The organism is Chryseobacterium jejuense (genome assembly GCF_900100075.1).
Taxonomy (GTDB): domain Bacteria; phylum Bacteroidota; class Bacteroidia; order Flavobacteriales; family Weeksellaceae; genus Chryseobacterium; species Chryseobacterium jejuense.
In genome coordinates this window covers 20427-33895 of sequence record NZ_FNEG01000006.1, presented here as the reverse complement: position 1 = coordinate 33895, position 13469 = coordinate 20427, and the positions used below count along the sequence as shown (strand labels likewise).

General features: G+C 36.3%; 10 protein-coding genes. 7 read left to right on the top strand and 3 right to left on the bottom strand.

Annotated features, from left to right (window positions below; genetic code table 11):
- Positions 1 to 53: 53 nt before the first annotated feature.
- From BLS98_RS17475 to BLS98_RS17450, 6 genes are all read left to right on the top strand, one after another.
- Positions 54 to 1463 (top strand): hypothetical protein, encoded by a 1410-nt coding sequence (locus tag BLS98_RS17475; RefSeq protein ID WP_089737892.1) that lies wholly within the window; start codon positions 54 to 56, stop codon positions 1461 to 1463.
- Positions 1463 to 1789 (top strand): nucleotide pyrophosphohydrolase, encoded by a 327-nt coding sequence (locus BLS98_RS17470; protein WP_045501245.1) that lies wholly within the window; start codon positions 1463 to 1465, stop codon positions 1787 to 1789. The genes BLS98_RS17475 and BLS98_RS17470 overlap by 1 nt, the downstream gene beginning before the upstream one ends.
- Before the next feature lie 75 nt (positions 1790 to 1864).
- The gene (locus BLS98_RS17465; RefSeq protein ID WP_089738502.1) at positions 1865 to 3091 is read left to right on the top strand and encodes a 3-phosphoshikimate 1-carboxyvinyltransferase; all 1227 of its coding nucleotides are present in this window, start codon (positions 1865 to 1867) and stop codon (positions 3089 to 3091) included.
- Between the two features lie 76 nt (positions 3092 to 3167).
- Entirely contained in the window at positions 3168 to 3653 is a 486-nt protein-coding gene (locus tag BLS98_RS17460) for a hypothetical protein (protein ID WP_139166146.1), read from the top strand.
- Positions 3654 to 3663: 10 nt separating this feature from the next.
- On the top strand, positions 3664 to 4347 hold the full coding sequence (locus BLS98_RS17455; protein ID WP_089738500.1) for a hypothetical protein: 684 nt from the start codon (positions 3664 to 3666) through the stop codon (positions 4345 to 4347).
- A gap of 225 nt (positions 4348 to 4572) precedes the next feature.
- Positions 4573 to 5571 (top strand): phosphatidylinositol-specific phospholipase C, encoded by a 999-nt coding sequence (locus BLS98_RS17450; RefSeq protein ID WP_228425338.1) that lies wholly within the window; start codon positions 4573 to 4575, stop codon positions 5569 to 5571.
- A gap of 333 nt (positions 5572 to 5904) precedes the next feature.
- Here BLS98_RS17450 and BLS98_RS17445 read toward each other — a convergent pair whose 3' ends face one another.
- The 3 genes from BLS98_RS17445 to BLS98_RS17435 form a co-directional block, all read right to left on the bottom strand.
- Complete coding sequence (locus BLS98_RS17445) at positions 5905 to 7731, bottom strand: alkaline phosphatase (protein ID WP_089737888.1); 1827 nt, start codon at positions 7729 to 7731, stop codon at positions 5905 to 5907.
- 123 nt (positions 7732 to 7854) lie between these two features.
- Positions 7855 to 9363, bottom strand: a complete 1509-nt coding sequence (locus BLS98_RS17440) for a RagB/SusD family nutrient uptake outer membrane protein (protein ID WP_089737886.1) — start codon at positions 9361 to 9363, stop codon at positions 7855 to 7857.
- A 24-nt stretch (positions 9364 to 9387) separates the two neighbouring features.
- Positions 9388 to 12276, bottom strand: a complete 2889-nt coding sequence (locus BLS98_RS17435; protein WP_089737884.1) for a SusC/RagA family TonB-linked outer membrane protein — start codon at positions 12274 to 12276, stop codon at positions 9388 to 9390.
- Positions 12277 to 12672: 396 nt separating this feature from the next.
- On the opposite strand from BLS98_RS17435, the gene BLS98_RS17430 reads away from it, so the two are divergent.
- A complete protein-coding gene (locus BLS98_RS17430) occupies positions 12673 to 13467 on the top strand; it encodes an SDR family oxidoreductase (RefSeq protein ID WP_089737882.1) in 795 nt (264 codons plus the stop codon).
- Positions 13468 to 13469: the final 2 nt, after the last annotated feature.

The window sequence follows — 13469 nt, the reverse complement described above, 5'->3', positions numbered from 1 at the left end:
AGAAATTCAAAGTATTTTCGTTAAATTTGGAACTTACTTAAACTTTAATTTCGATGAAATTCAAATTATTACTGGCTTTTTCTTTCTGGATGCTCCTTGTAACAGTATCATGTAATAAGGATGATATTACCTTTGATACTCCTTCGCAACAACTAAGGTTTTCAAGAGACACCGTATTCTGCGATACAGTTTATCATCAGGTACGTTCAGAAACTTATGTAGTAAAAGTATATAATAATGAAGATAAAGATATTCTGATCCCAAGAGTGAATCTTGAGAAAGGAGCCACCTCATTATACAGAATTAATGTGGATGGAAAACCGGGATATGATTTTAAAGATGTTCCGCTAAGAAAAAAAGACAGCCTCTATATATATGTGGAAATTGCTCCTCAAGCAACAGGACCTGAAGCTATTGCTGAAGACAAAGTGATTTTCACCAGTCCTGCAGGACAACAGCATGTTACTTTGTTCTCGGTAGTTCAGGATGCAGAATTTTTTATTCAGACTCCAACCAATCCTAATGTGATTACAAGTTCTACGACATGGACCAATAATAAAGCGAAGATTATTTACGGAAATCTTACAGTGGATAAGAATGTAACGTTAGATATAGACCCTGGTACAAAGGTATACTTCCACAAAAACAGCGGAATGAAAGTTTCGTCAAATGCAGTTTTAAATATTAACGGAGCTCTGGACAAACAGGTTATCCTTCGTGGCGACCGAAATGACCTGGATCATGATACGCTTCCTAAAAACTGGAACTCTATCAAAATGGAGCCCAACTCTATTCTTAATATGAACCATGCAAGGTTATTCGGTGGAACAAGAGGACTTGAAATGAAGCAGACTACAGCCAACATCTCCAATTCATTTATTCATACTTTCTTTGAATATGGAATTTATGCCGTAAACTCTACTGTTACTGCCAGCAATTTAGTAATGAATAACTGTGGTTTATCATGTATCGGTATTTTCAAAGGTGGAAAACACAACTATACCCATGCTACGATTGCTAACTATTCTAAAGCGATGGGAAGTTTTGACAGAAAAGGGATTTTTGCAACCAATGAATGGAAAAACGATACAGGACAAACAGAACAAGGTGCCTTACAGCAATTTAATCTGAGAAACAGTATTGTGTATTCTGATAGGGATAATTCGGTTCAGTTTGAACAGACACCTGGGCAGCAATTTGAATACCTTATTCAAAACTGTTTATTAAAGTATTCCGGTACATCTGAAGCAGGTTTTACCTTTGATAGTAATATAAATGTGGTACAGAGCATCAAAAATGAAGATCCACAGTTTATGAACTATTTCATGGCTAAAATGAATTTAAGAGTAAAAACAACGTCTCCAGCCAAAGGAAAAGGAAATTCTACTGTAGCAGGAACTGTTCCGTTTGATATTGTGAATGAATCAAGAACTACTAATCCTACCATAGGAGCTTATCAATAATGGAAATTACTCAATTACAACAACAGGTTGATGAATGGATCAAAACCATCGGTGTAAGGTATTTTAATGAACTGACCAATATGGCTATGCTCACTGAGGAAGTGGGCGAGGTAGCCAGAATCATCGCCAGAAGATATGGTGAACAAAGCGAAAAGGAAAGTGATAAAAACAAAGACCTTGGTGAGGAACTTGCCGATGTACTTTTCGTAACATTATGTCTGGCTAACCAAACAGGAGTTAATTTACAGGATGCGTTTGACAGAAAAATGAAAATAAAAACTGACCGCGATAAGGAACGGCATCAGAATAATGAAAAATTAAAATAAAATTCCGAATGTCATATTTCAGATACCGATAAAAAGATCTGAAATATGACATTAGGTTTGAAATATGAAGAAATAATGAAGAAGCTAGAAAAATCAACATTAATCGGAAATAAAACAGTACAAATCAGCGGTTCGAAAAGTATTTCGAATCGTTTATTGATTCTGGAAAGTGTGTTTAGTAATATAAAAATCGGGAATTTATCCAATTCTCAGGATACCCAACTGCTTAAAAAAGCTTTATCTGAGGTTACAGATGTGGTGGATATTCACCATGCAGGAACGGCTATGCGCTTCCTTACTTCCTACTACTCTATTCAGGAAGGAAAAACAACCATTCTTACCGGATCTGGGAGAATGAAGGAAAGACCCATCAAAAATTTAGTAAGTGCTTTGAAGGATCTTGGTGCTGAGATCGAATATATGGAAAATGAAGGCTTTCCCCCATTAAAAATTACAGGAAAGAAGATTACACAGACTTCCGTAAATGTTCCGGCGAACATTTCCAGCCAGTTTATTACTTCCCTTCTTCTTATTGCAGGAAAACTTGAAAATGGTTTAGAGATTAACCTTGTGGGTGAAGTAACCTCAAGATCTTATATTGAAATGACGCTTGATATCCTGACAAGGTTCGGAATTAAAAATAGCTTTGAAGGCAATACCATTAAAGTAGAACCTTTCAAACCTAATCATGAGTCTTCCACGAAAAGCTATGAAGTGGAAAGTGACTGGAGCTCTGCTTCCTACTTCTACTCAATCTGTGCATTGGGAAGAGAAACCATTCATCTGAAAAGCTTCTACAAAGAGTCTACTCAGGGGGATTCTGCCATTGCAAAAATTTATGAAGATTTCTTTGGAATTAAAACCACCTACTCTGAAGCTGAACACCAACTGACTTTAGAACCTCAGCCTGATTTTTCTTTCCCGGAAAAAATTATTCTTGATATGAACAATTGTCCGGATATTGCACAAACCCTTTGTGTAACTGCCGCAGCATTAAAGATTCCTTTTGAAATATCAGGATTGGGAACGTTACGAGTAAAGGAAACGGACAGACTTCAGGCTTTATATAATGAACTGAAAAAACTGGGTACTGAAACAGAAATTACAGATTTAACCATTCACTCTGTGAGCTTCGGAAAACCGGAAGAACATATTTCAATCAAGACTTATCAGGATCATAGAATGGCAATGAGTTTTGCGCCTTACTGCCTGATCGGAGAACTTACTATTGAGGATGAAGATGTAGTGGAAAAGTCTTACCCCATGTTCTGGGAAGATCTTGCCAGCGTAATGACGAAATAATTTGAAAATGTAGTAATTTGAGAATGGATGAATGATCCTTGTTTCAGATTACTGCATTTATATACAAAACATAGCCATGAAATATCTATTCTTATTCCTATTCTCTATCCCAACAGTTCTTTGGTCACAATATCTGAGATCTAATGAAGAAGTTGTTTATTCCTTTGATACTAAAGCCGGAAAGAAAATGGTATTGGTAAAGGATAAAGGGAATGAATATATTCAGTACCGATTTGGAAGTAAAGACCGTATAGAAATGGAATTTCCTTCTGAGAGAACAAAGGACAGCTGGAAACAATTCAGGTATAAATCTTATCATAGAGGCGGTGGAAAACAAAATGCAGGAATGGATTTAGAATATCTTAGCTTTTTAAATAAGGGTTACACCTATACACTTTTCAAATCTTACTATGCCGAAGATGGCTCACGTTCTACAGGAGTTACAGTCATAGATAACAAAGGAAAATCCACTGATATTAATGGAATTTATAAAAGCATCAAAGGATGTATTTGTAATCTGGAAGATCTGGGATTGATTGAAAAGGAAGATACCGGGCTATAATTTCAAAGGTATGATGAAAAAACTTTTCCCTTGTATTGCCCTTTTGACGATCACTGGTTTTTATGCTCAGAATCTGAAAAATTTTTCTGTTCCAAAAGAATATAAAAAAGTGACTGAGGTAAAAGGAGATTTGGACAAAGACGGAAAAGATGAAACTGTTCTAGTATTTGATACCGATAAAACAGCATCCGATTACGAAAGAGCTCCCGGAAAAAAAGATTATAAAAGGGTTTTCTATATCCTGAAAAACGAACAGAATCAACTTAAAATCTGGAAAGAGAACTCTACTTTGCTTTATTCAAGTGGAATGGGCTTTTATCCTGATGATAATATTCTCAACATTCAGATAAAAAACAATTGTCTGACCGTGGAACAAAATTTCTTCAGTAATTCAAGACATACTCAAACAAGCAAACATACTTTCAGATTCCAGAACGGGGATTTTTATCTGATAGGTTCCTATGATAATTTTGCAGATACCTGTGAATTTGATATTACCCATGAAATCAATTTATCTACAGGAAAAGTAATTCTAGACAGAGAATACTCATCCTGTGATGATGATAGAAAAGTACCAGAAAATATGTATAAAGAATTTATTCATAAACTTAAAGCTCCTATCAAAATGGAGGGGTTCAAAATGGGGGAACATCGCTTTAAAATTCCAGGTTTGAAAGAGGATTTCGTGTTTTAAGAAGGAAGCGGGATGATGGTAACTGGAAGTTATATTCAATAGAAATTATAAAGGAAACATTTAATTTGGTATTAAATACAAATCCCTTTTCCGGATTAGAGTATTCTCTCTTCCATCATCCAGCTTCCTGCCTCGCCACACAACAACTTAATTATCTTTTAAAGTTAAATTAACTCCTATTTGCTTGACATATTCTTAATTTTAAGTACAATTAAAATATAAACTATGTTCAAGCACCAAATGAAATATGTAAAAAACTTTACGCTGAGTATTGCCACTGCAACGGTTTTCTTTTCCTGTTCTGAAGGAGTGGTAGAAAGGGATTCTGATGCAACAGGTCTTACTTCTGTAAATAAAGCAAGCTATAAAATGGCTTCTGCAGTTCCTGTTGAAATGAACAACTGGATGGCAGGATTACAGGATAATATTTCTATATCAAAAATTTCAATTCCTGGGACACACGATTCCGGAGCGCGTATAGATGCCCCAGTAGTAACAGGTACAGCAAAAACACAAAACCTCAGCATTGCTGAACAGCTGAATGCAGGAGTTCGATTTCTGGATATCCGTTGCAGACATATTGATAATTCATTTACAATCCATCATGGTGCTATTTATCAGAATTTAAATTTTGATGACGTCCTCAATGCCTGTTATGCTTTTCTTGAAAATCATCCGTCTGAGACCATCATCATGTCTGTAAAAGAAGAACATGACGCCTCCAATACAACAAGATCTTTCGAAAGTACTTTTGATTCTTATACTCAGAAAAATCCTTCAAAATGGGATCTGGGAACAAACATTCCTACGCTTGGAGAAGTAAGAGGAAAAATCAGACTGCTTAGAAGATTTTCAGCAGGAACTGCTAAAGGAATTAATGCTACTTCATGGGCAGATAATACAACTTTTGAGATCAATAATCCTGGAGCTCAGCTTAAAGTTCAGGATTATTACAAGGTAACCAACAATGATGATAAATGGAACGGAATTTCCAATCTGTTTAATGACGCTAAAAACAGTAATAGCAACAGACTTTTCATCAATTTCACTAGTGGTTATAAACCGGGAATCTTCGGAATCCCAAGCATTCCTACTGTTTCCAATGCTATTAATCCAAAACTTAAAACGTTCTTCCAAAGCAATACAAAAGGATCTTATGGGGTAATGCCTATTGATTTTGTAAATGCAGAACTGGCAGAACTGATTGTAAAAACTAATTTTTAGTGTAGTTAAATATAAATTGTCACCATGAAGCTGTCTCTCTTTTGAGGCAGCTTTTTATTTACTCTCGCTGATTGAGCCGATAACGCAGATTATTTGTTAGGACATAATCATCAAGTCTATAATTTTGTTATCCACAAACATCTGTGGAAAATAAAATTTTACAATTTACTAAGGATGATAATTAACCATAAAAGTAAATTTAAGAAGCAAGCTTTGAAAATAAGAAGTACACTGAAGTGTTGAAAATCTTTTGATTTTCATTTTTGTCATTTGAACTCAATAAAAATGTCGCCTTTATAAAGACGACATGTATTAGGAAGAATAGGTATTCAACTATTTTTCAATACCGTAAGCTGCCATAATTTTGTTGAAAATTTCTGTATTTTCAAACAGTCCTGTAAACTCTTTGGAATTTGGACCGTAGGCAAAAACACTTGACGGGATAGAGGTGTGATCATTGGTACTGAAATTCCCGAATACCCAGCCGTCTTTCAAACTTCCATCCAAAAGCGTTAAACCACCGGTTTCGTGATCTCCTACCACCACAACCAGTGTTTCTTTATTTTCATCGGCAAATTTCATTGCTTTTCCAACCACATGATCGAAGTCCAGTAATTCGGTAACCAATTGTTCTATATTGTTGCTGTGTCCGCCGCCATCGGTTTGGGAAGCTTCCACCATCATAAAGAATCCTTTTTTATTATTTTTCAGATCATTTAAAGTTAGATCGAAAGCATCAGCAAGCCAATTTCCTCTTCCGTTGGTTATTCTCTGTGAAGCCAGAGGATCAATAATCAGTGTTCTGTTATTCAGTTTCTCTGCAGATTTCAGGCTGTGATATATATCTACTTTTGCTTCTTTCAGTTTCTGTTCAGTTTCCTGTGTCAATCCACTGGTTGGGCCTCCAATGAGAATTTTAGCTTTAGAAGCAGCGAAATCTTTCAGAATAGGTTCAGAACTGTTCCTATTATCAGAATGAGCGTAAAAGTCTGCCGGAGTTGCATCTGTAACATCACCAGTAGAAATTAATCCTGAGACTAATCCTTTAGCAGCAATAATATCAGGAATCTGTGCAATAGCTTTACCGGCTCCATCCACACCTACAAATGTATTTTTAGTTTTCACCCCTGTTGCAAATGCAGTAGATCCCGGTGCTGAATCAGTAACATAAGCATTGGACGAATTGGTTTTGGATAATCCTGTAGACTTCATATTAAATACATTCAGCTTTCCTTTATTGGCTGTAAAAGCAGCATAATATTGTGGTAAAGAAGTGCCATCCGGAATCAAAAGGATTACATTTTTTACTTTTTTGCTGATACCATCCGTTTTATACGTGGGTGTATAGGTAGTATATTCTTTGGAATTTTTATAGAAATTCTTTGGAATGGTATTCATGAACTTTTTAAGATCCGGAATATGATCGGTATTAATATAATCTACACCCATGTCCATCAGATTTACCCAGGCATTAGGAAAATCAGGAGCACCATAGAAACGCATTGGCTTTTGTTGGGCATGCGCTTTATCTACCGCTTTTTTGATTTTCTCTGTTTCTTCATCTCTCGGAATTCCTTTCCCGTTCCATTTTACCAGTTCCGGTAAATCTGCACTGAACATTCCAATTCTTTTTAGCTGATCGGAAGAATAGTCTTTGCTCAGATCTCCATCGAAATAAAGATAATTGGGATAGTTTTTAAAATCAGCCGGCTGAGGTCTTCCACCTGTAATTACAATTTTCACTCCTGAGTTCCCTGTAATTTCAGGATATTTTTTCAAGGTATTGACTAATGCCGTCAGTGTTGTCTTATAATCCTGCTTAATATCGATTAGCAGTTGTAACTTTTTATTTGTATCCTTATAGATATTCCCTTTATTCAGTTTTATCTGCTTTGAAATATTGTCCAGATAAAGATTTTCCAGTGTTCGGTCTGCAGAAAGCTCCTTTTCCGTATGGGCTACCCAAAGTTTACCCTTCACCAGAAAAACATCTGCCTCAATGGACCCAAAATTGGCATAATAGGCCTGCCAAAAAGGAATTTCCTGCATATAATCATTATGTGAATGGGCATTCCCTACATTATACTTCAGATAATTCTGCGCTTGATTTTCAGAAAAAACGGCAAGGGCCAGCAAACCCAATATTTTTGATAATTTCATTCGTAAATTTTTATGGTTTTTGTAGGCTGATAGAGTCATCAACATTCCATCACCCTTTAAAAAAGACTATATCATCACAGAATTCCTGCAATGATATAGTAGATAATAGATAAGGTTACAATTTTACCAACCTTCGTTTTGTTTAATAACACCGTGGCTGTTCACAATCTCAGCCTGTGGAACTGCCCAAACATTATGAACAGCCGGATTGAAGTTTCTTGGTGCCCAAACCTCATTTCCTTCCATTCCATGAAGTGCTTTGGCATAAGTTGTCTGTGCATCTCCCCAACGAACAAGGTCTCTGTGTCTGTCTGCCCACTCACCTGCTAGTTCGCAACGTCTTTCATGTTTAAGATCGGCCAATGTACATCCTGTTTTGGGTGCTAATCCTGCACGTTTTCGGATCATATTGATTTCCGTATCTGCTGGTTTACCCTGCATCATTAAAGCCTCAGCCTTAATAAGGATTACCTCAGCATAACGCATAATCGGAACAGCAAGATCTGTACAAGGATAATCTCCATTTCCATTAACATGACCTGACTTCAATGGGTATTTAAAAGGATCCATATACTTATTAAACTGAGCTTTTGTAACAGAATTTGATGTACTATAAGTTCTTACCGTTCCATTAAAAGTAAACTGGTCTCCCTCTTTAAGAATCGTTACATTTCTCCTAAGATCTCCGGCTTCAAACTCATCATACAATTCTTTTGTTGGCTGGAAATACCCCCAACCGTTATAATCTCCCCAACCTTTATTTTCAAGCATAACCCCAGGAAGGATACTTCCAATCCCTGTAAATTTAGGAGTACTGGAAACGGACCAAATATATTCTGTACTGAAGTTATTTTCAGCCTTGAAAACATCTGCATAATTACTCAGAAGATTTCTGTTTCCTTTTGTCATCACTTCATTAGCCCAGTATTCTGCATTATTCCAATCTTTCATAAACAGATATACTTTAGCTAACAATGCCCATGCAGCGGCTTTATGTGGCCTTCCATATTCTTTTGCAGGAAGTTCTGCCTGGCTTGGCAATAATTCTGCTGCTTTTTTCAGATCGGCCACGATATAGTCGTAATTCATCTTAACATTCGCCGCTCTTGGAATTGGGTTTGGATCCGGTTCTTTCGTACGGTCTATAATTGGAATTCCAGCTTTTTCATTACCATAGTTAGAGGCTAACTCAAAATACATTCTACTGCTCATGAATAAAGCTTCTCCCAGATATTGGTTTTTAATAGCCGTAGAAGTCTGGATATTATCTATATTACGGATTACACGGTTAGCTACTCCGATTACGTTGTATCTTCTATTCCATTGGGTTTCAAGATCACCTGCTGCAATATAGTTGCTGCTGAAATTTTTAGCATTGTCTGCTTCACCTCTTATTCTTCCAGTAACCATATCATCACTCGCATTGATAAGCCAGAAAAGCCCTCTTCCATAAAACTCACTATCATATAAAGGTTTATACATTGCATTTGCTCCTGTAATAAGATCATTCTCCGATTTCCAGAAACTGGCTTCTGTAGGTGTTCCTTCTGGCTGAATATCCAATTCTCCTGTACATGACAAAAGCATTGCGGATATTCCTGAGACTAAAAATATTTTATTGAAAAATTTCATTTTTTTACTTTTTTTGATTTTAAATTATAATCCTAATTCCACTCCGAATATGAATGAACGGGCCTGAGGATATCTACCGGTATCTACTCCATAAGAATTCATTCCCACTTCAGGGTCAAAACCTGTATATTTTGTAATGGTGAATAAATTGTTCGTGGTTATATAAATTCTTACCTTATTCACATCCAGTTTTCTGTAAAGTTCCTTTGGTAATGAATACCCGATGGTAAGGTTTTTAAGTCTTAAATAAGACCCATCCTCTATATAGAAATCTGATACTTTAGAATAGTTACCGCTTGGATCTCCCTGTGCCAGTCTTGGAATATTGGTATTGGTGTTTTGTGGTGTCCATGCATTAAGAATATCTCTTTCCATATTGTAGTTCTGCCCTGTTCCTCCCGGGTTCATAGAAATGAACTTAAATCCGTTGAAAATTTTATTTCCATATACTCCCTGGAAGAATAGATTCAGGTCAAAATTTTTCCATGTCATATTATAAGAGAATCCGTAAGAAAACTTAGGATATGGACTTCCAAGATTTACAAAATCATTATTATTAAGAGTTCCTGTATTTCCTTCTTTTTTAAGGAATTTAATATCTCCTGGCTTAGCATTCGGCTGAATCATCTGGCCGTTTGCATCTTTATAATTTTTAATTTCCGCCTCTGACTGGAATATTCCGTCTGTTTTATAGCCATAGAAAGAATAGAGCGGATCTCCGATTTTCACACGAGTAGGCTTCAATACTCCTCTTACACCATTGTCATTCACAAATATTTCATCTACATCTGCCAACTGTTTCACCGTATTTTTTAGTTGACTAAAAGTTGCTCCGATAGAGTAGGTAAAATCTCCGGTTCTTTTACTGTTATAATTGATTCCTAATTCATATCCTTTATCCTGAAATAATCCTGCATTTACGTACTGATCGTTATAAGTGGATGTACTTGGTAAGCTTACTTTGAAGATCTGATCTTTGGAATTTTTCACAAAGTAATCGAACTGTACGGCAAGGCTGTTTTGAAGGAATGAAGCATCTACCCCAAAGTTGGTTTGCTCAGATTTCCCCCATTTCAGATTAGGATTAGGACGTGTAGTGGCATAATAAGCAATATTCTGAGAAGGATCCTGTCCGAAAATAATATTGTTATCTCTGGTCATTAATGGGTTTACAGCCTGCGGAGAAATTCCTCCAAGATTTCCCAGAATACCATAACTTCCTCTTAATTTCAAGCTTGAAAGCCATGAAATATCCTGCATAAAGTTTTCTTTAGAAACAACCCATGCTCCGGAAAGGGCATAGTAGTTCGCAAAACGATTCTGTTTGGCGACCAAAGAAGATCCGTCTCTTCTTCCCAATACGCTCACAATATATTTTCCGGCATAGTCATAGTTTACTCTTGCTAGGTAAGAGACCAAAGCCTGTTTGTATTTGTAGCTGGAAACTTCTCTGTTGGTATCTGCTGCATTCTGCAAATGTTGGAAAACCTCAGCCTCACTTCTGAAATCATAAGATTTTGCCAAGAATCCTTCTTCAATGGTTTTCTGAAAAGTAAAACCACCAAGGAAATCAAAATTATGCTTACCTGCAGCAATTTTATAGGTTAGGAGCTGTTCTGCCAAAGCAGTAGATGAATTATTGGATTGGTATTCCAGATTATTGGCATCAAAGATCTTTCCGATCTCAAGAACCCTGTATGTAAAGTTCTTTACATTTCCCAGTTTAAAGGTTTGTGAAAAGTTGGATCTGAATTTTAAATCTTTTGCTAAAGTAATTTCTGCATAAGGATTAATTAAGATCTCATGAGTAGGGTTTCTTATGTTAATTCTTTTAAGATAGGCTACAGGATTAATCATATCTCCATATCCGCCTGCCACATCAATCGGCAATCCTGAAAAAGCTCCTGATGGTGTATAAACGGGAACATTGGGTGGATAATACATTGCTGCCACTAAAGCTCCAGTGTAACCGCTTTTGGTCTCAGCTGTATTTCCATCAGAGTAATTATAGTACATATTTTCTCCAATAGTTAACCAATCTTTTACTTTATGTTCAGAATTAACTCTGAAGTTGTATCGCTTTGCCTGTGTATTTAAAAGAATACCTTCAAGGCTTCTGTGGTTCATCCCTACAAAGTATCGGGACTTCTCATTTCCACCACTAAGGTTCATATTGTATTCCTGAATGGATCCTGTTCTGAAGATTTCCTTCATCCAGTCTGTCTTGGTAATTCTCCCTTCGGGATATAAAGTAGGATTGAATGCCTTCGGTAAGTTTGAAAGTTTACCTGCATTGCTAAATGCCTGATACATCACATCCTGAAATTCGGCAGCATTTAAAGATTCTTTTAGCCTCCATGCTTGATTAATTCCGTATTTTACATCAAAATCTACTGTAAGATTTCCTTTTTTCCCTCTTTTAGTCGTAATCAGGATAACACCTCCAGAAGATCTTGCTCCGTAAATGGCTGCAGAAGCATCTTTAAGTACAGAAATATCCTGAATGTCATTAGGGTTAATAGATGGTGTTCCGTTAAAAACCACCCCATCCACAACATAAAGAGGAGTTTCCCCATTAATTCCTCCCAAACCACGGATATTTACTTTAGGTGAGCCATTAGGATCTCCACCTTCGTTCACCACAGTTACCCCGGGAGCTTTTCCCTGAAGAACTTCTCCTACTCCGGATAAAGATCTGGAAGTAAGTTTATCCAATGAAGCCTCCGCAACAGCACCGGAAACCTTGCTTTTTTTCTGTGTTCCGTATCCTACAACAACAATCTCGTCTATGGATTTTTCTTTTAAGCTGTCTTTTTTTTGAGAGAGGAACATCGGTGAAGCTGAAATTGCACCAATAAGTAATACCCTACCCGTTAAGTATGTTACCGAAACAGGGATTTTAAATACATTCATGACATCCTTTTTAATTAGACGCAAAATTAGAACAGCCCTGCCCGCTGTTACATTAAGATTTCCTTATGTATTTATTAAGAAATTTTAGTTTTTCCCCACTTCTGGATTCCTTACTCTGGAATTATTTCACTTATTTCCAACACTATAAATGAATAAAATAATTATTCTATTGCTATTCTATTCATAACTGATATTAACTTTGTTTTAAGTTTATAACCCAACTGAGACAATAGACTATAATGAAACAACAGATTTACATCTTTCCCACAGAAGTATTCCAGACTAATAAATAACATACTTCCCTTTTCTTTTTTTACATTTGCTGAAAATAGATTTTCCTTCTCACAGATTATTAACGGATAGGAAAAATAAAACTCATAAAATCGTACGAATTAAATGACCATTATCATTACAGGAACCTCATCAGGAATTGGATTTGCTTTGGCTGAATACTTCGGTAAAAAAGGGCACAAAGTTTATGGTTTAAGCCGAAAACATACAGAAAGTCAATATTTCAGATCTATTCCAACTGATGTTACCGACAACAACGCAGTTCAGAATGCTATTGCTGAGGTTCTGAAAACCGAAACCAGAATTGATGTTCTTATCAATAATGCAGGAATGGGAATGGTAGGTGCTGTAGAAGATTCTACTAAAGAAGATATCCTTAAACTTTTCAGTCTTAATCTGGCCGGCCCTGTTCAGATGATGAGTGCCGTTCTTCCAACAATGAGAGAGCATAAGTTTGGAAAGATCATCAATGTATCCAGTATCGGAAGTGAAATGGGACTGCCATTCCGTGGATTTTACTCTGCATCCAAATCTGCTCTGGATAAAGTAACGGAAGCGATGAGGTATGAAGTGTATCCCTGGAATATTGAGGTATGCTCGCTGCATTTAGGTGATATTAAAACCAATATTGCAGATAACAGGGTAATTGCTAAAGTTTCCCAACCTTATAAAAATGTTTTTGATAAAGTTTATGCTTTAATGAATTCCCATGTTGATGAGGGAACAGAGCCATTGGAAGTAGCAGAATACATTGAAAAACTTTTAGGAAAGAATAAATGGAAAGCTCATTATTATTTTGGTAAATTCGGGCAGAAAATCGGAGTGCCTTTGAAATGGATTCTTCCACAGGGAACTTATGAGAATTTAATGAAGAAATATAATAAACTGGATAAAAACTAGTT

Coding starts and splice junctions, on each gene's coding strand:
- BLS98_RS17475 (WP_089737892.1), top strand. CDS start 54: ATGAAATTCAAATTATTACTGGCTTTTTCTTTCTGGATGCTCCTTGTA.
- BLS98_RS17470 (WP_045501245.1), top strand. CDS start 1,463: ATGGAAATTACTCAATTACAACAACAGGTTGATGAATGGATCAAAACC.
- BLS98_RS17465 (WP_089738502.1), top strand. CDS start 1,865: ATGAAGAAGCTAGAAAAATCAACATTAATCGGAAATAAAACAGTACAA.
- BLS98_RS17460 (WP_139166146.1), top strand. CDS start 3,168: ATGAAATATCTATTCTTATTCCTATTCTCTATCCCAACAGTTCTTTGG.
- BLS98_RS17455 (WP_089738500.1), top strand. CDS start 3,664: ATGATGAAAAAACTTTTCCCTTGTATTGCCCTTTTGACGATCACTGGT.
- BLS98_RS17450 (WP_228425338.1), top strand. CDS start 4,573: ATGTTCAAGCACCAAATGAAATATGTAAAAAACTTTACGCTGAGTATT.
- BLS98_RS17445 (WP_089737888.1), bottom strand. CDS start 7,731: ATGAAATTATCAAAAATATTGGGTTTGCTGGCCCTTGCCGTTTTTTCT.
- BLS98_RS17440 (WP_089737886.1), bottom strand. CDS start 9,363: ATGAAATTTTTCAATAAAATATTTTTAGTCTCAGGAATATCCGCAATG.
- BLS98_RS17435 (WP_089737884.1), bottom strand. CDS start 12,276: ATGAATGTATTTAAAATCCCTGTTTCGGTAACATACTTAACGGGTAGG.
- BLS98_RS17430 (WP_089737882.1), top strand. CDS start 12,673: ATGACCATTATCATTACAGGAACCTCATCAGGAATTGGATTTGCTTTG.